General features: G+C 42.7%; 22 protein-coding genes. 9 read left to right on the top strand and 13 right to left on the bottom strand.

The genetic code is table 11. The features are described from left to right. Window positions 1–205: 205 nt before the first annotated feature. Together tnpA and zntB are read right to left on the bottom strand one after the other, a co-directional pair. Complete coding sequence (tnpA, locus tag IQ211_RS11105) at window positions 206–664, bottom strand: IS200/IS605 family transposase (RefSeq protein WP_189760296.1); 459 nt, start codon at window positions 662–664, stop codon at window positions 206–208. 316 nt (window positions 665–980) lie between these two features. After that, complete coding sequence (zntB, locus tag IQ211_RS11100; RefSeq protein ID WP_189760295.1) at window positions 981–1964, bottom strand: zinc transporter ZntB; 984 nt, start codon at window positions 1962–1964, stop codon at window positions 981–983. 279 nt (window positions 1965–2243) lie between these two features. Between zntB and tpx the strand changes: the two genes are divergently transcribed. Continuing rightward, complete coding sequence (tpx, locus tag IQ211_RS11095; protein ID WP_189760294.1) at window positions 2244–2747, top strand: thiol peroxidase; 504 nt, start codon at window positions 2244–2246, stop codon at window positions 2745–2747. Between the two features lie 122 nt (window positions 2748–2869). Here the strand turns inward: tpx and tyrR are convergent, their stop codons facing one another. The 6 genes from tyrR to pspA all read right to left on the bottom strand — a co-directional run bounded on the left by tyrR (window position 2870) and on the right by pspA (window position 8488). Continuing rightward, complete coding sequence (gene tyrR, locus IQ211_RS11090) at window positions 2870–4465, bottom strand: transcriptional regulator TyrR (protein ID WP_189760293.1); 1596 nt, start codon at window positions 4463–4465, stop codon at window positions 2870–2872. Window positions 4466–4602: 137 nt separating this feature from the next. After that, window positions 4603–5679, bottom strand: coding sequence for a YcjF family protein (locus tag IQ211_RS11085; RefSeq protein ID WP_189760292.1), 1077 nt, complete (start codon window positions 5677–5679; stop codon window positions 4603–4605). Continuing rightward, complete coding sequence (locus IQ211_RS11080; protein WP_189760291.1) at window positions 5676–7073, bottom strand: YcjX family GTP-binding protein; 1398 nt, start codon at window positions 7071–7073, stop codon at window positions 5676–5678. Before IQ211_RS11080 ends, IQ211_RS11085 begins: the two co-directional genes overlap by 4 nt. Window positions 7074–7194: 121 nt before the next feature. Continuing rightward, window positions 7195–7557 (bottom strand): envelope stress response membrane protein PspC, encoded by a 363-nt coding sequence (pspC, locus tag IQ211_RS11075; RefSeq protein ID WP_189760290.1) that lies wholly within the window; start codon window positions 7555–7557, stop codon window positions 7195–7197. After that, a complete protein-coding gene (pspB, locus tag IQ211_RS11070; protein ID WP_189760289.1) occupies window positions 7557–7784 on the bottom strand; it encodes an envelope stress response membrane protein PspB in 228 nt (75 codons plus the stop codon). Before pspB ends, pspC begins: the two co-directional genes overlap by 1 nt. Window positions 7785–7816: 32 nt before the next feature. After that, window positions 7817–8488, bottom strand: coding sequence for a phage shock protein PspA (gene pspA, locus IQ211_RS11065; RefSeq protein ID WP_189760298.1), 672 nt, complete (start codon window positions 8486–8488; stop codon window positions 7817–7819). 217 nt (window positions 8489–8705) lie between these two features. On the opposite strand from pspA, the gene pspF reads away from it, so the two are divergent. The 7 genes from pspF (at window position 8706) to fabI (ending at window position 16351) form a co-directional block, all read left to right on the top strand. Then, window positions 8706–9713, top strand: a complete 1008-nt coding sequence (gene pspF, locus IQ211_RS11060) for a phage shock protein operon transcriptional activator (RefSeq protein WP_189760288.1) — start codon at window positions 8706–8708, stop codon at window positions 9711–9713. Window positions 9714–9978: 265 nt separating this feature from the next. After that, window positions 9979–11718 (top strand): ABC transporter substrate-binding protein SapA, encoded by a 1740-nt coding sequence (sapA, locus tag IQ211_RS11055; RefSeq protein WP_189760287.1) that lies wholly within the window; start codon window positions 9979–9981, stop codon window positions 11716–11718. Then, window positions 11715–12680, top strand: a complete 966-nt coding sequence (sapB, locus tag IQ211_RS11050) for a putrescine export ABC transporter permease SapB (protein WP_189760286.1) — start codon at window positions 11715–11717, stop codon at window positions 12678–12680. Before sapA ends, sapB begins: the two co-directional genes overlap by 4 nt. Beyond that, complete coding sequence (sapC, locus tag IQ211_RS11045; protein WP_189760285.1) at window positions 12667–13554, top strand: putrescine export ABC transporter permease SapC; 888 nt, start codon at window positions 12667–12669, stop codon at window positions 13552–13554. The genes sapB and sapC overlap by 14 nt, the downstream gene beginning before the upstream one ends. After that, a complete protein-coding gene (gene sapD / locus IQ211_RS11040) occupies window positions 13554–14546 on the top strand; it encodes a putrescine export ABC transporter ATP-binding protein SapD (protein WP_189760297.1) in 993 nt (330 codons plus the stop codon). Before sapC ends, sapD begins: the two co-directional genes overlap by 1 nt. Continuing rightward, window positions 14547–15356, top strand: a complete 810-nt coding sequence (gene sapF / locus IQ211_RS11035) for a putrescine export ABC transporter ATP-binding protein SapF (RefSeq protein ID WP_189760284.1) — start codon at window positions 14547–14549, stop codon at window positions 15354–15356. 206 nt (window positions 15357–15562) lie between these two features. Continuing rightward, window positions 15563–16351, top strand: a complete 789-nt coding sequence (gene fabI / locus IQ211_RS11030; RefSeq protein WP_189760283.1) for an enoyl-ACP reductase FabI — start codon at window positions 15563–15565, stop codon at window positions 16349–16351. Between the two features lie 57 nt (window positions 16352–16408). Here the strand turns inward: fabI and pdxY are convergent, their stop codons facing one another. The 4 genes from pdxY to anmK form a co-directional block, all read right to left on the bottom strand. Then, complete coding sequence (gene pdxY / locus IQ211_RS11025) at window positions 16409–17287, bottom strand: pyridoxal kinase PdxY (RefSeq protein WP_189760282.1); 879 nt, start codon at window positions 17285–17287, stop codon at window positions 16409–16411. 105 nt (window positions 17288–17392) lie between these two features. Continuing rightward, a complete protein-coding gene (gene tyrS / locus IQ211_RS11020; RefSeq protein WP_189760281.1) occupies window positions 17393–18664 on the bottom strand; it encodes a tyrosine--tRNA ligase in 1272 nt (423 codons plus the stop codon). Window positions 18665–18889: 225 nt separating this feature from the next. Further along, on the bottom strand, window positions 18890–19543 hold the full coding sequence (gene pdxH, locus IQ211_RS11015) for a pyridoxamine 5'-phosphate oxidase (protein WP_189760280.1): 654 nt from the start codon (window positions 19541–19543) through the stop codon (window positions 18890–18892). A gap of 107 nt (window positions 19544–19650) precedes the next feature. Beyond that, a complete protein-coding gene (anmK, locus tag IQ211_RS11010) occupies window positions 19651–20760 on the bottom strand; it encodes an anhydro-N-acetylmuramic acid kinase (RefSeq protein ID WP_189760279.1) in 1110 nt (369 codons plus the stop codon). A 351-nt stretch (window positions 20761–21111) separates the two neighbouring features. Between anmK and IQ211_RS11005 the strand changes: the two genes are divergently transcribed. Further along, window positions 21112–21585: an outer membrane lipoprotein gene (locus IQ211_RS11005; protein WP_189760278.1), complete on the top strand. Its 474-nt coding sequence runs from the start codon at window positions 21112–21114 to the stop codon at window positions 21583–21585. 83 nt (window positions 21586–21668) lie between these two features. On the opposite strand, the gene slyA is transcribed toward IQ211_RS11005, so the two are convergent. Continuing rightward, window positions 21669–22106 (bottom strand): transcriptional regulator SlyA, encoded by a 438-nt coding sequence (gene slyA, locus IQ211_RS11000; protein WP_099132866.1) that lies wholly within the window; start codon window positions 22104–22106, stop codon window positions 21669–21671. Window positions 22107–22968 lie beyond the last annotated feature (862 nt).

Below are 22968 nucleotides of genomic sequence, written 5' to 3'. Positions count from 1 at the left end.
TGGTCGAGTAGGATGGGAAAGATTATGGGAAGGATGGTTCATATTACAAACTATCCTGGAAGGTTACCTGCTTGTACAGTCTCTTGAGCTAGAGATGTGATCAAGAGACAGGGCATAGCCGGGGGTTTTTCATATGCGCCTATAAGGCTTTCTTACCAGCCGCGCCCTAACAGGCGCATGGCGATCTGACATTTGCATTCATTGATTACTTACGGCCCGTAAACGGGCTACCGGGATACGGGATTGATAATTGTTCTCCCAATTTATCCGTCTCCAGTTGATGCTTTATGTATTCCTGTATCTTTACTGCATTTTTCCCCACTGTATCAACGTAATACCCCCGACACCAAAACTCACGATTGCGATATTTGAATTTGAGATCACCAAATTGCTCATAAAGCATCAGGCTACTTTTCCCCTTCAGATACCCCATAAAGCTCGACACACTCATCTTGGGCGGGATTTCCAGAAGCATGTGGATGTGATCCGCACAACATTCTGCCTCCAATATGTTCACGTTTTTCCATTCACACAGTTTTCTTAATATGCTGCCTATCGCTCTCCGTTTTTCTCCGTAGAACACCTGCCTTCGGTATTTTGGGGCAAAGACTATGTGGTATTTACAGTTCCATCGGGTATGCGCTAAGCTCTTTTCATCCCTCATTGTGGGACCCCCTTTCGATTTCTTCATTCACTTTTGCAGTTGCCAGACCGCAAGGTGTTTTAACAAATCAAAAGGGGTTTTTATAGCGGACTTAGAGCTGTAAGCTCTACGGAACCCCCAGCCTAGCTGGGGGTTTTCTATATACAAAAATAGCCGATACTAAAACAAGTATCGGCATAATTAATGAGCAATTATTCTGTGTAAAACTCAATATGAGAAAAACTACAATTATGGAGCACAACGTTCAACGTTGCATTCACCTGCGGAAACTATGATGCCTTAACTATGGCAACCAATCATTGATTTATCTCAAATCCTATAGCCATTTGCTTCGCCTTAACCACCACGCAAAAGCCACCATTAATAGTGACAACAAAAGCGTGAACAAACCGAACCCAAACTGATACTCATTACCGGGTATTCCGCCCAAGTTGACACCGAACAATCCAGTCAAAAAGGTGGTTGGCAAGAATACCATCGCCAATAGAGACATCATGTAAGTACGGCGGTTCATGGCATCCGCCATCATGGACGTGATCTCATCAGCAAGAATTGCGGTTCGGGCAATACAACCATCAAGATCATCTATTCCCCTACCCAACCGGTCAGCAATCTCCTGCATTAAACGGCGCTCTTCGTCATTCATCCAAGGCAATTTTTCACTGGCCAAACGGATAAAAATATCCCGTTGTGGTGCCATATATCGGCGCAGAACGATTAGCTGTTTACGCAGTAATACTAATTCTCCGCGACCAGGAACTTTCTGTTCCAAAATATCATCTTCAAACTCAATCAGGTTGTCATGTAGCTCTTCAATAAAATCATTGGCTTCATCAGTAATGGCCCCCGCTATTTCTACCAACCAATTCCCTGTACTTTTCGCACCAACACCGTTATGCAAATCAGCCAAGACCTGATCGATGGAATGAATTTTTCGATGCCGGCTGGAGATAATAATTTTGTCATTAATATAGATGCGAAATGAAACCAGATGATCGGGACGCGCATTATCATTACGGTTCACCGATCTCAAGGTAATCAAAGTTCCTTCACCTGTGCGCACAACCTTTGGACGAATATTATCACTCACTAACCCCTCCTTTACTGGGAACGGTAGCAAGGTTGTATTCATAATCCATTGATGGCTAGCCGGATTTTTATAATCAAGATGTTGCCACACTGGTTGCTCTGCGGTTACGAGTGAATTATCCCCAAATGCGGTAACACCTCCCTTGCCATTTAATTGACAGGCATAAATTGCATTTGAACCTTTAAATACCGAGCCATAGATCGCTTTCACATCTGCTCCTTATTTGTACTTACTCTTCATGCTCAATTGTGTTACAGGATATGACTATAGGCGATATCTTCAGGATTAGTGATCGGGTATCCTTTTAACCACGATTTGATCCATCGACCATTGGTATAGTGACTTTCTTCAATACGGTATTTTTTTGATAAATAAATTATAAGATATTGTTAATTAAAAGAAGGATGAATATTTTATTTCTTTTTGTGGGCAAGATCGCACTATTCCTTTACACTGGCGGCGTTGTTTACTTTATAGAGAGATTAAATCATGACACAAACAGTCAAGTTTCAAGGTGGCGATATCACCGTTAATGGAGATTTTCCACAAGCAGGTCAGGCAGCAAAAGAATTCACGCTAGTTGCCAAAGATCTCGCTGATGTAACATTGAGCCATTACGCAGGTAAACGTAAAGTGCTTAATATCTTCCCAAGCATTGACACCGGTGTTTGTGCCACATCTGTCCGTAAGTTCAACCAACTTGCCAGCGAATTAGATAATACTGTTGTGCTGTGCATTTCAGCGGATTTGCCTTTCGCGCAGTCTCGTTTCTGTGGTTCTGAAGGTCTGTCTAATGTTGTCACTCTTTCTACACTGCGTGGCGGGAAATTTCAGGAAGATTACGGCGTTGCAATCGGCGAAGGCCCATTGGGTGGACTGACTGCACGCGCTGTTGTTGTTCTGGATGAAAATAATCAAGTTATTTATAGCCAGTTGGTCGATGAAATCACCAATGAACCTGACTATGACAGCGCGTTAGCCGCATTGAAGTAATTGTTTTTTAAGGTTTAGTGTTTAAATCTTATTGTCTGGCGATGATAAAATCACAATTTATCATTTTATCGTCGCCAGCTTATTTCATATATAAGATATTGTTAAAAGCCGTAATACTTCAGTTATTGTTCACCGTCTTCATGTTCAACTAAGTGTTTTTTACCATTCAGACCATATTCACGTAATTTATTGGCGATTGCCGTGTGAGAAACACCAAGCCGTTTTGCCAGCTTACGTGTACTGGGGTAATGACGATAAAGACGTGTCAGCACAGAGCGTTCAAAACGCTTGCTGATTTCATCCAAAGATCCCACCAGAATATCTTCATTAAATGTTACCTCGGCTTCTAGTTCGGGTAGCCGGATATCCTGCGGGCTAAGTTTGTTACTCTCAAGTTGAGTCAAAGCCTGATATATCGCATTACGAAGCTGTCTGACATTGCCTGGCCAATGGTAACCACACAAAAATTGCTCTAAATCAGCAGAGAATTTAGGCTTATGTAAGCCCTGTTCTTGCGCAAAACGTGTTACAAAATAGTCTGCCAATGGCATGATATCCGCCTGACGTTCCCGCAAAGGCGGTAATGTGATGGTTAAGACATTCAGCCGATAGTAGAGATCTTCCCGAAACTCCCCTTTTTGTACCAACTCCATTAAGTTTTTCTGCGTGGCGCAAATGATCCGGACGTTTACCTTAACTTCATTCTCTTCACCTACACGACGAAATGTTCCATCATTCAAGAAACGCAGTAATTTAGTCTGCATCTGTGGCGACATTTCACCAATTTCATCTAACAAAACCGTACCGCCATTAGCCTGTTCGAAGAATCCTTTTTTACCTTCCAATGCATTGGGGTAGGCTCCCGCCGCATAACCAAACAGTTCACTTTCTACAACATCATCCGGCATAGAAGCACAATTTAGCCCAAGAAAAGGCTGTTTTCCCCTTGCACTGCGCAAATGACAGGCTTTAGCAAATTCATCTTTTCCTGTTCCTGTTTCACCAACAAGCAGCAAGGGAACATCGAGCATTGCCATTTTACGGGCCTGCTCAACGATATGAACCATTTTAGGACTGACAGCAATAATCTGTTCAAAAGCATTATCATCACTTACGGTTAATTTTTTGCGTGATGATTCAATATACCCCGTTGGCTGATGTTCACCAGAACGCAGCATAATTACCGCCCCTGCACATCTGACAACTTGATTTTCATCCGTTAATTGCATAGGAATAATATCCATTCCATACTTTTGCCCTTTGATGGATAGTTGTGCTGAATGGGGTTGATGATGCTCACTTTCAAGCCAGCGAAGGAAATTGTAATTATTAATCAAATGACCAATGTTTTTTTGGTTAATTTTTTCTTTACTGACACCAAACAATGCCAAAGCCGCAGAGTTAACCAGTTCAACATTGCCTTTCATGTCAATAGAAAAGATGGGTTCGGGAACCGATTCCAACAGTGTCCACATCGCCCTATGCTCTTTTTCTGATGGCATAAAGGCAACTGTCCTGACATCAATAACGCCATTGATACGGCGAATTTCTGCCATCAACTCCCGGAAGATATTGAAATCAATTTGAGTGAAATTAAGGTAAATACGACATGCAGGAGAAATTTCAATTCCTTTCAGGTCAATATTTCGTAAAACCAGTAAATCAAGTAACTCGCGGGTTAACCCAATTCGATCCTGACAAGTAACTTCCAATCGCATTTTTCTGACCTTATTGACACGATGTTCTTAACTGCCTGAAATGTTACCCGTTACTATCCAATAGATGAAGCCCTTGTCAGCAAAAGTTTACAAGAAAATAAGATGTCAACCTGATGTGACATTTGTTATTAATTTGGTTACTTTTTTATTGCCTCTTTGGCTTTGCTTTTGTTTTTCATTGGTAACGTACTTTTAAGCTGAGCAAGTAATTGGTGGCGAAAATCGCCTAACTTCGGTTTATTTCCATCAATCCACGGCAAAGGCCGACACAATTCCATTGCCTTGATGCCCAAACGGGCTGTCAGCAACCCTGCACCAATCCCTTGTGCAGCACGTGCAGAAAGACGAGCCGCAATGTCTTGTGACAACCAGTCCATACCCACTTCTCTGACTAACTCTGAGGCTCCTGCAAAGGCAATATTCAGTAATACTAACCGAAATAAGCGAATACGGCTGAAATAACCTAACTCGATACCATAAAGCGCTGCAATACGATTAATGAGCCGAATGTTTCTCCAGGCAATAAAAGCCATATCCACGATAGCCAATGGACTAACAGCGATCATCAAAGCCGATTCCGCGGCTGAGCGACTGATCTCTTGCCTGGCTTGCGTATCCAGGACAGGCTGAACTAATTGACTGTATAGCATGACAATTTCACGATCATTGTGCGTCTCATGCACGGCTGCCTGCCAACGCTGTAATGCCGGATGCTGTCGCTCAATGCCAGCCTGTTCTGCTAATTTTTCACAAAATTGCCTTCCCTTGCCAATGCCATGACTTTGCAATAGCGTTTTCGCCGTGTCTCGCTCTTCTGTACGCTGCCGTAAATGGTGAAGACGCCGCCATTCCTTTATCACACTGTCTATTCCCGCAAATACAATCATACTGCCTGCTGCTGTGATCCCCAGTGCAATCCAGTCATGTTGCCGCCATGCCTGGTAGATCCACTGAATACATTGGGCAACAATACTCGCCCCCAATAGCAGGACAGCACTGATAAAAACTTTTCGCCAGAAACTACGTTTTGGTTTCAGCGCAGCATACACTGCACCTTCAAATTCACTTTCCTTCTCCTCCGCTTCCCGCTCTGACATAACCGGATAGAATTCTTCTTCCTGCCCAATAAATTCTTTTTTTGCTTTTAGTGATGGCTCAGACGCTGTTTGTGTAAGATCGTCAAAATCTATTCGCGGTTTTAAAGGTTCGGTCATGTTAATTTGTCTCCCAATAAAAATTCCATCACGCTATCCATGCGAATATGGGATAACGGGGTGTTGACATTGGCTTGTTTTGGCCGAAATGATTCAAAATTAAACCCCTGTTTCTGCCAGAATTCACTATTTGGCAAGCGCTGTGGCACTTCACCTGGAAAAAATGTCAATAACTTATCATCTGACAAGCGATTGCCTTTGATGGCAGGGATTTTTTCACCTTTATGCATGACAATGCCGCTCTCTGTTGCCTGAACAGATGCAAGCCCTACACAATCCATACTGATCCCTTCAAACGCCGCATTTTGCCATGCTTCCTGTACCAAATGCTGTAAGAGTGAAACGAGATTGGCATGTTGATCTGACGTAATATGATCTGCTTTGCTGGCAGCAAACAGCAATTTATCGATGCAAGGCGAAAATAAACGACGAAACAGTGTTCGTTTACCATAATGAAAACTCTGCATAAGTTGTGTTAATGCAAGTCGCATATCATTGAAAGCTTGCGGGCCACTATTTAATGGTTGCAAGCAATCCACCAGCACAATTTGCCGATCAAAACGCAGAAAATGCTCTTTATAGAACGCTTTAACGATATGATCACAGTAATAAGCAAAACGCTCACGCAACATGCCAATGTTGGTGTGTTTATCCGCCTTTGCCAGTTGTGGCTCTCCGATTCTGTCAATATCCGGCCACGGGAAAAATTGCAGCGCAGGTGCTCCCGCCAAATCTCCCGGCAAGATAAAACGGCCAGGTTGGATAAAATGCAAACCTTGTTGTTTACATTGATGCAGGTAATCCGTATAAGCCTGAGCGATTTTGGCCAGTAAATTTTCATCAGCAGGTGCCAGTGGATCACATTGCTGGCATAACGCTAACCATGGCTTAGCCCAATTCGCTCTTTCTCCTTTCACTAATCCATACATATGCCGTGACCATGCCAGATAATTTTGTTCCAGCATGGGTAAATCCAATAACCATTCGCCCGGATAATCGACAATTTCTAAATAAAGGGTAGAAGTTTCTTTAAGGTAGCGGAATAAGGAATCTTCCGAACGATAGCGCAACGCTAAACGTATTTCACTTACACCACGGGTTGGCGTCGGCCAGTCAGGGGGAGTGTCATACAATTCTGCGATGTTTTCATCATAGGTAAAACGAGGCACCCCAAAATCTCGTTGTGGCACCCGCTTTGCGCCAAGCAAGCGTCCATCACGCACGGCAGAAAACAGCGGCAATCTGGCTCCACTGTGAACATGCAAAAGTTGGTTTACCAAGGAAGTAATAAATGCGGTCTTTCCACTGCGACTTAATCCTGTTACCGCCAGTCGCAAATGACGGTCCATACCACGATTAACAAGTGCTGTTAGTTCGTTTTGCAACCGTTTCATGTTTCTCCTAAATGGGAATACTGTGAATCAGTCTCATCTGGCCTGTAGCAACGGAAATAATGGCAAATTTTGCCGATGTTACAAGCCAGATCCCATGCTATATCCACTGTCTGGTTACAACTCAAAGCTGGCGGAAACGGCTACGCACATTGTAAGTATCAGAAGTCACATAGCGTTCCATTTGACGTAAACGTGCTTCGCTTGCTTTCAATTGGTCGTCTATTTCGTCCAACATCTTCTGTGTTGATGGCCCTCTATACTTTTCCTCTGCTGAATATCCCGCAGGTGCGGGCTCCATGACAAAGGTCAAGATAATATAAGCCAATACCGTTATGCCAAATAGACCAAAGAACAGCGATAATACCGCGATGATACGAATAAGCGGAGCGGGTGCGTCAAAATAGTCTGCCAGTCCGGCACAAACTCCTTTAACTACCCCCTGCTCTGGCAGACGGTAAAGTTTTCGACGGTATTGATTTGACATTATGACTGTCTCCAATTTGGATGCTCTGCGTCGAGGATATCTTCTAACGTTTTGATCCGTTCTTGCATACGTCTGGCATTCTCCGTCAACTGTTCCAAACGCTGAATTTCACTGCTCCCTAACTGATCTTGATTGCTGTTGCGGTGGCTATAATGCAGCCACAACCAGATGGGTAAGACAAAAAGCACAAAAATGATCAGCGGGATCCCAAGAAATATATAGCCCATTATCTTTCCTTAGTTATGTATGACATATGTCATCATTGAGAATCTTTGATATTCATTTTAGCTTTCAAGGCCGTTAGTTGTGCACTGATTTCATCATCTGCCTTCAATTCTGCAAATTGCTGATCGAGTGATTTTTGTTTACCCAACCCAAAAGCTTCTGCTTCCGCTTCCATATGGTCTATCCGACGTTCAAACTGTTCGAAGCGCGCCATTGCCTCATCGATTTTACCACTATCTAACTGACGGCGTACCTGGCGCGAAGATGCCGCAGCCTGATGACGCAGTGCCAATGATTGTTGTCTCGCACGCGCTTCTGTCAATTTATTTTCAAGCTCTGTCACTTCACCTTTAATACGTCCCAGCGTCTCATCCAGAATGGATAATTCGTGTGTGAGTGATTCAACTAAGCTAGTGACTTTTTGTTTTTCAATCAATGCTGCACGCGCTAAATCTTCTTTACCCTTGCTCAATGCCAGTTCAGCTTTTTCTTGCCAACCATCAATTTGGTTTTCACCCATGCCAATGCGGCGCAAAAGCTGTTTTTTCTCTGCCAGGGTACGGGCAGAAGTTGAACGGATCTCCACCAGAGTGTCTTCCATTTCCTGAATCATCAAGCGGATCATTTTCTGTGGATCTTCTGCTTTATCCAGCAGAGAAGAGATATTGGCATTCACGATATCAGCAAAACGAGAAAAAATACCCATAGTCATAAACCTCTTTCATTAGAATGTATGTATGTTATGCCTGTGTATTGTTAAAACGGAAACAAGATACACGGTAAGGCATTTAACTAAATACAAGATACATGCCAACTTTATTACTTTTATTATCTAATTGAAATTACTGATATAACTTTTTATTTGCTTTTTTATTGCAATTCGATAATTTAGTTAAATTAACCAATTTTTGGTGAAAAATACCATGTCTCAGTTCATTGATAACCTATTAGGTGAAGCAAACTGTTTTATTGAAATTTTGGAACAAGTCTCCGCATTAGCGAAGCTGAACAAACCTGTTTTAGTTCTGGGAGAACGAGGAACAGGCAAGGAGTTAATTGCCCGCCGTTTACACTATCTTTCTCCACGCTGGCAAGGCCCTTTCATTTCCCTGAACTGTGCCGCACTCAATGAAAATCTGCTTGATTCAGAACTCTTTGGTCATGAAGCGGGGGCATTCACGGGTGCTCGCTCAAAACACCAGGGACGCTTTGAGCGAGCCGACGGCGGAACTTTGTTTCTTGACGAACTCGCCACGGCTCCCATGCAAGTACAAGAAAAATTATTGCGTGTCATTGAATATGGTCATCTGGAGCGTGTTGGTGGCACTCAGTCATTACAAGTTGATGTACGTTTGATCTGTGCCACTAACGAAGATTTACCTGCCATGGCTACCCGTGGAAAATTCAGGGCGGATTTGCTTGACAGACTCGCGTTCGATGTGGTTCATATTCCACCACTGCGCCAACGGCAACAAGATATTATGTTACTGGCACAAAATTTTGCGATTCAGATGTGCCGTGAGTTGGATCTGCCATTTTTCCCCGGATTTACTGACAAAGCCAAACAACAGTTACTTTCCTATCACTGGCCTGGCAATGTTCGCGAATTAAAGAATGTCATCGAACGCTCTATTTACCGACATGGTAATAGTGAAAATGAATTAAACACGATCATCATCAATCCCTTTTCACCATCACAGCAATCTGCCTCCTCATCCACTGAGAGTGAGATTATCAACGATTCTCTTCCCAAATTACCTCTCGATTTAAGGCAGTGGCAAAATGACAACGAAAAGAGTTTACTCTTACAGGCTTTGACAGAAAGTCAATTTAATCAGAGGAAGGCCGCTGACAAACTTCATTTGACTTACCACCAGTTCCGCGGGTTAATCAAGAAACACCATATTGATGTTAATGGCAAGATAGGGTAGACAGATAAAAAAGTAGCCGGCACCCGAGCCGGCTAATAAAAATACTGGAAGCAATGTGAGCAATGTCGTGCCTTTTCTGAGAGATATACTTGCTATTACAAGATGCCTCCCTGAAAGCACATGCGAATGATAATACTTATCAATTACATTTGTAAAGCATTTTATTGAGAATTTTTCTCATTATCGTGATCTGCCCGTTGTTTTTGAGCAGAAAGCGATAATTAAGTTACAATGGCCAAACTCTTTTTTATGACTGACATTTTATATGCGTTATTTGATTTACTGGATGATATTATTAATTTCCGCCCCTACTCTGGCGGCCAGGAATGCGACTCCAGAAACGGTTGCGGAACCCATTCAAGAACCGACTAAAATGATTCCAGAGTCGAGGCCAAACAATGCCTCGGAAAGCTTGCCCCATATTTCAACATCCTTACGGCAGAACGGTTTTATTTATTGCATTAATGGCAATTTGAATACGTTTAACCCGCAAATGGCTATCAGTGGCTTGACTGTGGATACGCTGGCTGCACAGATTTACAATCGCTTGCTGGGTGTTGATCCTCTTACCTATCGTCTGATTCCTGAACTGGCTACTGATTGGGAAGTGCGGGATAATGGGGCAACTTATCGTCTTCATTTGCGTCATAATGTTGCTTTCCAGTCAACCGATTGGTTTACACCAACCCGTGCAATGAACGCGGATGATGTTGTTTTCAGTTTCCGCCGTGTCTTCGATAAAACACATGATTATCATGATGTTAATGGGGGACATTATCCCTATTTTGACAGTTTGCAATTTGGTGATTCAGTTAAAGATATTCGGGAAATCAACCAATATACTGTCGAATTTCGCCTTAATGCACCCGATGCGTCTTTTCTCTGGCACCTGGCAACCTATTATGCCCCTATCCTGTCCCAGGAATATGCTGAAAAACTACAGCAAATAAATAGACAAGGACAAATAGATTGGAAACCTGTCGGAACAGGTCCCTTCATGCTGGAAGATTATCAGATGGACCAATTTATCCGCCTTGTTCGCCATGATAAGTATTGGAAAGGTCAACCGCGTATGGAACAGGTTGTGATAGATACTGGCGCAGGGGGTACAGGTAGGATCTCAAAATTGCTCACGGGTGAATGCGATGTACTGGCTTATCCCGATGCCAATCAATGGAATATCTTGCATGATGATCCAAATCTGCGTCAGACATTACGTTCTGGCATGAATATCGCCTATCTTGCTTTCAATACCAGTAAACCACCATTGGATCAGTTAGCCGTTCGTCAGGCCATTGCTTACGCCATCAATAACCAACGCCTGATGAAATCCATTTACTATGGTACGGCAGAGACGGCTGCTTCTATTTTGCCCCGTGCATCATGGGCGTATGATAATCGTGCTGAAATCACCGAATACAATCCTGAAAAATCCCGCAAGATGTTAAAGGAATTGGGATTAAATGGATTGGAATTAACTTTATGGGTGCCAACGGCTTCACAATCCTATAACCCAAGCCCGCTGAAAATGGCGGAACTGATCCAAGCCGATTTGGCACAAGTGGGTATTAAGATGTCTATCCGTCCCGTCGAAGGCCGTTTTCAGGAAAACCAGCTCATGGATAAAACCCATGATATGACGCTGGCAGGCTGGTCTACTGATAGCAACGATCCCGATAGTTTTTTCCGCCCATTATTGAGCTGTGCCGCCATTGCGTCGCAAACGAATCTGAGCCGTTGGTGTAACTCAGCGTTTGATGAAGCCCTGCATGATGCCTTATTAAATCAACAACTTGCTTCACGCATCAAAAATTATCATGTTGCACAAGAAATTCTCGCGCAGCAATTACCTGTGTTACCTCTGGCTTATTCGATGCGTTTACAAATCTCTCGTTATAACATTCAAGGATTGGTGCTCAGCCCGTTCGGTAATAGTTCCTTTGACAAAGTTTACCGCGAACAGGAAGCCAGCGTTCCTGATGAAAATAAAAAGGGAAGCCAATGATTATTTATATCCTGCGTCGTTTGTTGCTTCTGGTTGTGACGTTGTTTTTTCTTTCATTAATCAGTTTCAGCCTGATGTATTTCACACCTCATGGTGCTTTGAGCGGTGCATCACTGTCAGACGCTTACGTATACTACTTCCGTAGCTTACTCCAATGGGATTTTGGTATTTCCAGAATTAATGGGGAACGGATTATCGAACAACTGTATACTGTTCTCCCTGCCACAATGGAGCTGTGCGTCCTCTCTTTTACCATCGCCTTGTTAATCGGCATCCCTCTTGGGATTATTGCGGGTGTCTGGCGCAATAAAAAAGTCGATATCATTATCAGTACATTTGCCCTATGCGGTTTCTCCATTCCGGTGTTCTGGCTAGCGTTACTGCTGACTCTGCTTTTTTCACTTTATTTAGGCTGGCTGCCTGTCTCAGGACGTTTTGATTTACTCTATCGGATGGAGCCTGTCACTGGCTCTGCACTGATTGATGCCTGGCTGTCAAAGGCTCCTTATCGCAATGAAATGATCATGAGTGTTATTCTGCATATGGTTTTGCCCGTTATGACACTGGCCGTTGCGCCTACTACCGAAGTTATCCGTTTGATGCGCAATAGTGCAGAAGAAGTTTCAGGTGAAAATTATATCAAATCGGCAGCAACACGCGGTTTATCACGGTTAACTATCATTCGTCGCCATTTATTGCATAATGCCTTGCCGCCTATTATCCCTAAGTTGGGGTTACAATTTTCAACCATGCTCACCTTAGCGATGGTGACAGAGCAAGTCTTTAACTGGCCTGGTTTAGGGCGCTGGCTCATCAGCGCTATTCGCCAGCAGGATTATTCCGCAATCTCGGCGGGCGTCATGGTGGTAGGCTCGTTGGTTATTTCCGTTAATATTCTGACAGATATTATTGGTGCAATGGCTAATCCCTTAAAGCATAAGGAATGGTATGCCGTTAGATAATTTTTACCGTGAAAAGAAAATGCCATCGCCATTAAAAGTTATCTGGCGATTTTTCTATGCCGATATATTAGCAATGACAGGTTTTTATGGGGTGTTAATTTTAATTGCACTGTGCCTGTTGGGTGATCTTTTCGCCCCATATCGGCTTGACCAACAATTCATGTCCCAACTTATGCCTCCTTCATGGTCACATCACGGTAATGTCGCCTTTTTCCTTGGAACTGACGATCTTGGCCGTGATATTTTCAGCCGTCTATTGATTGGCACGTCTTCCACATTTGGGGGAGCTTTGATAGTCACTGCGGCGGCAACCATTGTAGGATTAATCATTGGTAGCCTTGCCGGTATGACTCACGGCTTGAAATCGGCGGTGATGAACCATATTCTTGATACCTTGCTCTCTATTCCTTCATTGCTATTGGCTATCATCGTCGTCGCTTTTGTTGGTGCCAGCCTGCACCATGCCATGATTGCCGTTTTTCTGGCATTGTTGCCAAGAATTGTACGTACCGTTTATACTGCTGTACATGACGAACTGGATAAAGAATACATTATTGCAGCGCGTCTGGATGGCGCTTCAAACTACCATATTTTACGTTATGCCGTTCTCCCGAATATCACTGCGGTGATAGTCAGTGAATTAACCCGTACCCTCTCCATCGCGATTCTTGATATTGCCGCACTGGGATTTCTCAACCTTGGAGCACAACTACCTTCTCCCGAATGGGGAGCTATGCTGGGAGATTCATTAGAATTGATCTATGCTGCCCCCTGGACTGTTATGTTACCTGGAGCAGCAATTATGCTCAGCGTCTTGCTGGTTAACTTACTGGGTGATGGTCTGCACCGCGCTATTAACGCAGGAGTCGAATGATGCCATTACTTGATATTCGAAACCTCACCATTGAATTCATGACAGCGGAAGGCCCCGTCAAAGCTGTTGACCGGATGAGTATTTCACTGACAGAAGGTGAAATATTGGGTTTGGCTGGCGAATCAGGCTCAGGCAAAAGTCTGATTGCCAAAGCGATTTGTGGTGTCACAAAAGATAACCTCAAAGTAACCGCAGATCGTTTCCGTTTTAACGACATTGATTTATTGCGCCTGACACCACGGCAGCGCCGTAAGGTGATTGGGCACAATATTTCAATGATTTTTCAGGAGCCGCAGTCATGTCTCGATCCATCAGAAAATATTGGTAAACAGATTATTCAATCTATTCCTGGATGGACGTATAAAGGCCGTTGGTGGCAGAGATTTAATTGGCGAAAACGCCGCGCAATTGAGTTACTGCACCGTGTTGGTATTAAAGATCACTCCGACATTATGCACAGTTACCCTTACGAATTAACAGAAGGTGAATGTCAAAAAGTGATGATTGCCATTGCGCTTGCCAACCAGCCACGCTTGCTGATTGCTGATGAGCCGACCAATGCAATGGAACCAACAACACAGGCACAAATATTTCGTTTACTGTCGAGCCTCAATCAGAACAACAACATGACTATTTTATTAATCAGCCATGACCTGCAAATGATGAGTAAACTAGTCAAACGTATCAATGTGCTGTATTGCGGTCAGACAGTGGAAAGCGCTACACCGGATGAGTTGCTGGTGAAACCTTACCATCCCTATACACAAGCGTTGATCCGTTCAATTCCTGATTTTGGCAGTCCGTTACCACACAAAAGTCGGTTAAACACGCTGTCTGGCGTTATTCCATCACTGGAACATTTGCCGGTAGGTTGCCGTTTGGGGCCACGTTGCCCTTATGCACAAAAAACCTGTATTGCAACTCCACGGCTACGGGTAATTAAGAGCCATGCATTCGCCTGCCATTTCCCTTTGAATATGGAGGAATCATAAGTGGTTGAGACATTGCTGGAAGTTAAAAATCTGACTAAAACATTTCGCTATCGAACCGGATTATTTCGCCGTCATCAACTTGACGCCGTAAAGCCAGTGAGCTTTACCCTGCAATCGAAAAAAACACTTGCTATCCTTGGCGCAAATGGCTCAGGTAAATCTACACTCGCAAGAATGTTATCAGGGGTTATTGAACCAAGTTCAGGTGAAATTTTGATTAACGGTCATAAGCTGTCTTACGGGGATTATAGCTACCGCAGCCAGCGCATTCGTATGATTTTTCAAGATCCCAGCACCTCACTGAATCCTCGTCAGCGCATTGGTCAGATTCTGGATATGCCATTAATTTTGAATACGAAGTTATCTCCCTCCGAACGGGAAAAACGTATCAACCAAACATTACGTCAGGTCGGTTTATTGCCAGATCATGCTAATTATTACCCACATATGCTCGCATCAGGACAGAAACAACGCGTGGCTTTAGCACGGGCTTTAATATTGCAGCCACAAATCATTGTTGCAGACGAAGCCCTGGCATCGCTTGATGTATCGATGCGTTCCCAAATCATCAACTTGATGCTGGAATTACAGGAAAAACACGGTATTTCATATATCTATGTCACCCAACATCTCGGTATGATGAAACATATCAGTGATCAAGTTCTGGTCATGCATCAAGGGGAAGTTGTCGAACGTGGCAATACAGCGGAAGTTCTGGCTTCTCCGCTGCATGATATTACACGCAAATTGATAGCCAGCCATTTTGGTGAAGCCCTGTCTGCTGAAGCATGGCGACAGGATATCACCTGATGTTTTTATTGGATGTATTTTAATCACTGATCGGAACAGAATGGGAAACTCACCACATTTTCCTCCGGCATGGTAGAATCATCCCCGTTTATTCACCATAAATACCGTAGTTATGGTTAGAGATTTATTATTTCTGTTTATCCATGACTTTTGGTGTTTGATCACAAAGAACAATTTTGATCATAAAGAACAATAAGGATACTGCTATGGGTTTCATGACCGGCAAGCGCATTCTCATTACTGGCGTCGCCAGCAAACTGTCTATTGCTTATGGAATTGCCAAGGCAATGCACGATCAAGGAGCAGAGCTGGCTTTCACTTACCAAAATGACAAGTTGAAACCTCGTGTCGAAGAATTCGCCGCATCACTGAATTCAGATATCGTTCTGCCATGTGACGTGGCTGAAGATGAAAGTATCGACGCATTGTTCGTTGAATTAGGCAAAGTATGGCCTAAATTCGATGGTTTTGTTCACTCTATCGGTTATGCACCGGCTGACCAGCTTGATGGTGATTATGTTAACGCTGTTAACCGTGAAGGTTTCAAAATTGCCCACGACATCAGCGCATACAGCTTTGTCGCAATGGCAAAAGTCTGCCGTAATATGCTAAATCCGGGTTCTGCCCTGCTCACCTTAAGTTATTTGGGTGCTGAGCGTGCCATTCCTAACTATAACGTAATGGGGCTGGCAAAAGCTTCTCTGGAAGCAAACGTGCGTTATATGGCAAATGCAATGGGTACTGAAGGTGTTCGTGTCAATGGTATCTCTGCTGGCCCAATCCGTACTCTGGCAGCTTCTGGTATCAAAGATTTCCGTAAGATGCTGGCACACTGTGAAGCGGTTACACCTATTCGCCGCACTGTGACAACAGAGGATGTCGGTAATGCGGCTGCCTTCTTATGTTCAGATCTGGCTGGTGGTATTAGCGGTGAGATCTTGCATGTCGATGGTGGCTTCAGCATTGCGGCCATGAATGAATTAGAGTTAAAGTAGTAGTCTGTTAAAAACAGTTCCAGCCATAACATTATGGGTGGGACTGTTTTTTTATTATTAGTCTATTCTGACAGCATGAAATTGATGTTCTGGAGTGACTATCCTATCTTGTGCGGCAATAATCTGTAATTCATATTCCTCGCTCTTTTGCGTTTCCAGCATCACTTCGTAGACCGCAGCGGCAACATGTTCTAAGGCCGCTTGTAATGCTTCATTTGTCAAAGAAGGGCTTTTTAATAGATCAGCGAGAAACAAACCACTCGTTAAGTCACCCACACCAACTGGTTGACGTGCTCCTGTATCAATTAATGGGCGACTAACGTGCCAACTATGTTCTTTAGTTACCAAAAGCATTTCAAAACAATCGGCCTGATAACCTGCACGACTCAAATGCTTAACCAATACAATTCTGGGACCTTTTTCACATAACTCACGCGCAGCAGATATCGCTTGTTCTACGCTGCTAATTTTTCGCATCGCCAATGTTTCAAGCTCCAGCAAATTAGGTGCAATAACATCACTGGCTGGCAGAGCTTTATCACATAAAAATTCTGCAACGCCCGGGGCAACTATGCATCCTTTTTCTGGATGTCCCATGACAGGATCACAGAAATACCATGCATCAGGGTTGGCTTCTTTCACCTGCTTTACGATATCAAGGATATAATTTCCCTGCTCCGCAGAGCCAATATAACCACTCAGAACCGCATTACAGGATGCGAGTTTATTAATTTCACCAATTCCCTGCACGATTTCCGCCAAATGTTCCGGCTGCATGACACAACCACGCCATTGAGGATATTGGGTATGGTTTGAAAATTGCACCGTATTTAATGCCCATACGTTCACTCCCATACGACGCATCGGAAAAACAGCCGCACTGTTCCCAGCATGACCAAAGACAACATGAGACTGAATTGAAAGAACATTATTCATGATAAGGCCCAGTTTATTATTTTTAATTTATGAATAGATAATATTTATAAAGACACCAGATACATTAAGGGCAACATTATCGTTGCCCTTAATAATATCAGTTAATTATTTCCAATTGATGAGGCAATAATGTTTTTTACCACGGCGTAATAAGCTATAACGCCCAAATAAACAATCATTATCCGTAAATACATACATAGGTTCGGACTGTTTTTCACCGTTGATGGAAACCGCATTAGAGCTGATCATAGTACGAGCCTGTCCACGGGAAGGAACAAATTCGGCGGTGACCAATGCTTGTTGCAGATCCACACCTTTTTCCAGTTCTATTGTTGGCATTCCATCTTGTGCCAGTTGAGCGAAATCTTCTTCGGTCAAATCGGCAATGGCTCCTGAGAATAAACTCTCGGTGATACGCTTCGCCGCTGCAAGACCTGCTTCACCATGCACCAGACCAGTAACTTGTTCTGCCAGTACATATTGAGCACGAGGCGCTTTACCACTGTTCTTATCTTCTTCTTCCAGCGCATTAATTTCTTCAATGCTCATGAAAGTAAAGAATTTCAAGAAACGATAAACATCCGCATCTGCTGTGTTAATCCAGAACTGGTAAAATTTGTACGGACTCGTTTTTTTCGGATCTAACCAAACTGCCCCACCCTCTGTCTTACCAAATTTAGTTCCGTCTGATTTGGTGATAAGTGGCACAGTCATGCCAAACACTTGTTTCTGGTTTAAGCGACGCGCCAAATCGATACCTGAAGTAATGTTGCCCCATTGGTCTGATCCACCAATCTGTAATTCAACACTATATTCTCTATTCAAATTTGCAAAGTCATAAGACTGCAACAGGTTATAAGAAAACTCAGTGTAGGAAATACCGACATCATCACGGTTAAGACGTTGCTTCACCGCCTCTTTGTTGATCATCTGGTTTACGGAAAAATGCTTACCGATATCACGCAGGAAGGTCAGCACATCCATTTGACCAAACCAATCGTAGTTATTGGCCAACTCTGCACCATTGTCACCATCAAAACTAAGGAACGGAGAAACCTGGTTACGAATTTTCTCAACCCACTCTTTGACTGTTGTTTCTGTGTTCAACTTGCGTTCAGTTGCTTTAAAACTTGGATCGCCAATCAAACCTGTCGCCCCACCAACCAACGCAATAGGTTTATGCCCAGCAAGTTGGAATCGTTTTAAACACAGCAAGGGAACCAGATGGCCCAAATGCAAGCTGTCAGCGGTAGGATCGAAGCCACAATAGAGAGAAACCGGACCTTGCGCCAGTCTCTCAGCTAACGCCTCTTCATCCGTTACCTGGGCAACAAGGCCCCGCTCTTGCAGTTGTTTAATCAGGTTATTGCTAGACATTAATGACTCCATCAGTTTGTATACTTTGCTTATATTTCTATACTCTTCTTTCACGTTGCCGGCTTATTAGCTACGCTGCAACTTGAAACCTATTGGGTATATAAGCATCTCGTGATAAATCAAGTGCTATAGCATAAAACGCCAGTCATATAAGTGCCAGTATTAAAAACAGTAATTATTTCTTCTACTTTGTAAGTCACTATCTGATTGGCTGTAATTTGCAATTTAAGGGGCCAAACGGTCTACATTCCACTTATCACCATCACGCTGATACAGGAAACGATCATGAAGACGATGAGCACCGCCCTGCCAAAATTCAACTGAGTCAAATTTGACCTTGAATCCGCCCCAAAAACTAGGGAGAGGAACTTCACCATTCTGAAATTTCTGTTTCAACTCCAAAAACTTCCCTTCCAAAATGCTTCTGGCTGAAACCTTTGAGGATTGCTGGGAAGCCCAGGCTGCAATTTGGCTATCCCTCGGACGACTATGAAAATATTTTACAACTTCAATCGGAGACAGACGCTCAGCTTTGCCGAGAAAACTGACCTGTCGTTCCAATTGATACCAAGGAAAATGGAGGCTGATCCGGTTATTCTGGGCCAGATGTTTTGCCTTGCGACTGCCAAGATTGGTATAGAATATCAAGTTATTAGCATCAAAATGTTTTAACAAAACGATGCGTTGATAAGGTTGTCCATGCTCGTCGACTGTCGCAATACACATTGCCGTCGGATCGCTAAGCTTTGCTTCACAAGCCTGCTTTAACCAACGTTCAAAAAGTTCAATCGGCTCTTCAGTAAGATCTTTTCGCCTTAACCCACCACGTATATATTCCCGGCGCAGCTCTGCAATATCGGTTTCATTATTTTCTGACATTTCTAACTCTCTATTTATTAATGAGTATTAGCATACCATTGTTATCTGTTAGCCAACTGTCGTCTTCTAATAATGATCATCTGTTAATTTGATCATTATCCAGCCAATTATCTGACAACCGGATAAATTGCCCCTAAAATCGTTTCTCTATCCGCACCTGTGACTGATGGTAAATTACCAGACAACCCTGACATTGTTCGGAATGCCAGCCAGGCAAATGCCAGTGCTTCCATGTCATCTCCACTCAAACCATATTTGTCTGTTGTGGTCACTTCAGTATCCGGCAATAAAGCCGATAGCCGATTCATCACGAATGGATTACGCGCCCCGCCGCCACAGACCAGAAGACGATCACATCCACCACTTAGCATCACTTGTTGAGCAATGCTTACAGCCGTTAGTTCAGCTAATGTGGCTTGAACATCCACGGGTGCAACATCAGGGAAATCAGCCAACTGTTTTTCCAACCATGCCATATTAAAATATTCACGCCCTGTACTCTTCGGTGCCGTACGTGCGAAATAAGGATCAGAAAGCATTTTCTGGAGTAAAGATGCATTAACAGTTCCTTCACTGGCCCATTGTGCATCTTTGTCATAAGGCAATTGCTTATGCCGCCATGTCCAAGCATCCATCAACATATTGCCCGGACCGGTGTCATATCCCTTAACGGCTGAATTAGGCAGAAGTGCTGAAATATTTGCTATTCCGCCAATGTTTAAAATAATACGCCTTTCTGTCGGATGACCCAATACAGCCATATGGAATGCGGGTACTAAAGGCGCGCCTTGCCCACCATAAGCCATGTCACGCCGTCTGAAATCACCGACCGTTGTGATATTGGTAAGTGCTGCTACTCGGTTATTGTCACCGATTTGCATGGTAAAAGGCTTTTCACCGTCCGGCTCATGCCATACGGTCTGCCCATGACATCCAATTGCTATAATATCATTTGCCGCCAGCCCGGCTTTATTCAGTAACCCTTGAACAGCTTCCGCAAAAAGAGTGCCAAGCTCATAGTCAAATCTTCCGACCATTGATAATGTCGTCTGCTGTCCTTGACAAATAGATAACAATTTTTGTTTAAGTTCTTGCGGAAAAGGATGGCTATAACTCACTTGTTGAGTAACAATTTTATCACTAATCTCCGCCAAAATAACATCAACCCCGTCCATGCTGGTGCCAGACATCACACCAATATAACGTCCTGACTTCATAAATACTCCTCTATTCAATAATGGCTCACATTTAACATGTGGATTACATTTAATCTTGCGTAAACTATAAAACACACCTATTTGGACTATATATGTTTAATGATCATTATCAGAGATAAAATCTGAGTTTTGGAAAGCTCTTCACAAAACATGCTAAACTTTTGTTCAGGAATTATTCCTTTCAGAGTTCATCGGGAACATTTATTATATGTAAATATGCATTATTAGTAGCCGGCAAATTTATTAGTTCTGCTGCTAACAATAGTGTTTACTACTGAGAATAGTAGCCGAACACTTGGTGATAAGTTTATTCTCAAGCTTCCCTCTCGGGCATTAAAATTAGGAGTGATTATGTTAAAACGTTTCCTGGTTGGCGCAGTTGTAGTAACCACGTTGTCTGGCTGTGCAGACATGGGAGCACTTTCTAGTGATACTTACTCTATTGATCAAGCCAAACAAGCTCAAACTGTAACTTATGGCACTATTCTATCTGTACGCCCCATCACAATTAAAGGTAAGCAAGCCGGTGATCCTAGTATGTTAGGTCTCATTGGTGGTGCTGTTTTGGGAGGGCTGCTAGGTAATACAGTTGGAGATGGTTCTGGTCAAAGACTCGCCACAGCCGCGGGTGCTATTGCTGGCGGCCTGGCTGGCCAAAAAATCGAAGGTGCGTTAGACCAAACGAAAGGTATTGAGCTAGAAATTCGTATGGACAGCGGAAAAAATATTATCATAGTACAAAAGTTAGACAGTGTCGTGTTCAGCAGAGGGCAACGTGTCAGGATCGCAAACAGCGGAGATTCTTTGACTGTTTCACCACTCTAAAATGTTCAAATAACGCAAAACAAAAAATCGCGGTTTACCAGTAACAAGATCTGGGCCGCGATTTTATTATTATAGATTAATTTTTATATTACCTGTTTGTGCAATTGGTTAATATTTTTTTCAATTTTCTTTATTACAGAAGCGAGCAGAATTAACTCATCATGAGTAATTCCCTCCAAAATTTCTTTTCTTGTCGAACCAATAACACTATCCACTTCTCTAATAAAGTTTTCCGATTCTTTGGTTAATTTGATTCTTTTTGCACGTCGATCATTAGCGCATGTGTGGCGTGTAATCAGTTTCTTTTCTTCTAATTGATCAAGCGTTCTCACCAAAGAGGGTTGTTCAATACCAATAGCTTTTGCGAGCTGTATCTGGGACTGCTCTGGTGGTAGTTGACTAATATTGTATAGAGTAACCCAATGCGTCTGAGTTAATTTCAACGGTTTCAAACGATGATCAATTAAAGCGCGCCAGATACGGACTAAACGTGCCAGATCTGATCCCAATGTCAATTCCAATTACCCCTCCTTATAATTAGAGACTCATATAACATCAATGAATTATCCAATCAGTTTATTCATATGAATAATGAATACGCACTCTATATCATGCTTACATTATCAGAGTCAGCAATTTCGCTAATTACCTAATGAGTATCGCGTTGGCTTGTTCCTCAAAGTTGACATCTTCGTCGCCCTAAAGAGCGAAATTGTACGGCGCATCGAATAAAATCGCGCATTAATCCACCAACGATATAAACTGTATAAAATAATCCTTCAACTAAACTATTATGAATTTAAATATCAACAAAAAAAGTACAATCCCCCAAAATATATACATTTCCACTCGGCTGAAGTTCTATAAGAATAACCGCCATCCAAATACTAATCTATATATTTTTACATTAATATCATTTTTCTCTTACAGAAATTGATAGCATTGAAATAAATAACATAAAAAACAATAAGATAACAAAATAGATTCTTTTTTATTCAATAAGTAATTCTTTAATAAAAAATTTTTACTGAAATGATTAAGATAGACAACAGAAGTGGTATTTTGAAATGACTTATGTCAAATAAAAGAAATGTAATATAAATGATATCTCATCTATTACTAGTAATATTTCTTATTTTTGTGATCATCCTATACTATACGCATTAAACTTCAAGTTGCAATTTACAACACGATATGAAGCCTGATTTCTCCCCGCTTCGTGGGGAAAAATCACACGCATCTTGAAGTTAGATTGGTATTTAATTCATATAAAAACGCGATGCTCGACTTTCTAGATGAGATGACATAGTGAATTGAAATGACATAGCCCTGCCTTTATAACCTTAAGTTGCGAAACAAAGAGCAATAAAGGAACAAAAGGCT

It is taken from the genome of Xenorhabdus griffiniae, from assembly GCF_015163655.1.
Taxonomy (GTDB): Bacteria; Pseudomonadota; Gammaproteobacteria; order Enterobacterales; family Enterobacteriaceae; genus Xenorhabdus; species Xenorhabdus griffiniae.
This window is presented reverse-complemented; position numbering and strand designations above follow the sequence as displayed.

Coding starts and splice junctions, on each gene's coding strand:
- sapC (WP_189760285.1), top strand. CDS start 12,667: ATGCCGTTAGATAATTTTTACCGTGAAAAGAAAATGCCATCGCCATTA.
- tnpA (WP_189760296.1), bottom strand. CDS start 664: ATGAGGGATGAAAAGAGCTTAGCGCATACCCGATGGAACTGTAAATAC.
- pspC (WP_189760290.1), bottom strand. CDS start 7,557: ATGTCAAATCAATACCGTCGAAAACTTTACCGTCTGCCAGAGCAGGGG.
- tyrS (WP_189760281.1), bottom strand. CDS start 18,664: ATGTCTAGCAATAACCTGATTAAACAACTGCAAGAGCGGGGCCTTGTT.
- tpx (WP_189760294.1), top strand. CDS start 2,244: ATGACACAAACAGTCAAGTTTCAAGGTGGCGATATCACCGTTAATGGA.
- IQ211_RS11005 (WP_189760278.1), top strand. CDS start 21,112: ATGTTAAAACGTTTCCTGGTTGGCGCAGTTGTAGTAACCACGTTGTCT.
- pspA (WP_189760298.1), bottom strand. CDS start 8,488: ATGGGTATTTTTTCTCGTTTTGCTGATATCGTGAATGCCAATATCTCT.
- fabI (WP_189760283.1), top strand. CDS start 15,563: ATGGGTTTCATGACCGGCAAGCGCATTCTCATTACTGGCGTCGCCAGC.
- sapA (WP_189760287.1), top strand. CDS start 9,979: ATGCGTTATTTGATTTACTGGATGATATTATTAATTTCCGCCCCTACT.
- tyrR (WP_189760293.1), bottom strand. CDS start 4,465: ATGCGATTGGAAGTTACTTGTCAGGATCGAATTGGGTTAACCCGCGAG.
- pdxH (WP_189760280.1), bottom strand. CDS start 19,543: ATGTCAGAAAATAATGAAACCGATATTGCAGAGCTGCGCCGGGAATAT.
- pspB (WP_189760289.1), bottom strand. CDS start 7,784: ATGGGCTATATATTTCTTGGGATCCCGCTGATCATTTTTGTGCTTTTT.
- anmK (WP_189760279.1), bottom strand. CDS start 20,760: ATGAAGTCAGGACGTTATATTGGTGTGATGTCTGGCACCAGCATGGAC.
- pdxY (WP_189760282.1), bottom strand. CDS start 17,287: ATGAATAATGTTCTTTCAATTCAGTCTCATGTTGTCTTTGGTCATGCT.
- IQ211_RS11080 (WP_189760291.1), bottom strand. CDS start 7,073: ATGAAACGGTTGCAAAACGAACTAACAGCACTTGTTAATCGTGGTATG.
- pspF (WP_189760288.1), top strand. CDS start 8,706: ATGTCTCAGTTCATTGATAACCTATTAGGTGAAGCAAACTGTTTTATT.
- sapD (WP_189760297.1), top strand. CDS start 13,554: ATGCCATTACTTGATATTCGAAACCTCACCATTGAATTCATGACAGCG.
- IQ211_RS11085 (WP_189760292.1), bottom strand. CDS start 5,679: ATGACCGAACCTTTAAAACCGCGAATAGATTTTGACGATCTTACACAA.
- sapB (WP_189760286.1), top strand. CDS start 11,715: ATGATTATTTATATCCTGCGTCGTTTGTTGCTTCTGGTTGTGACGTTG.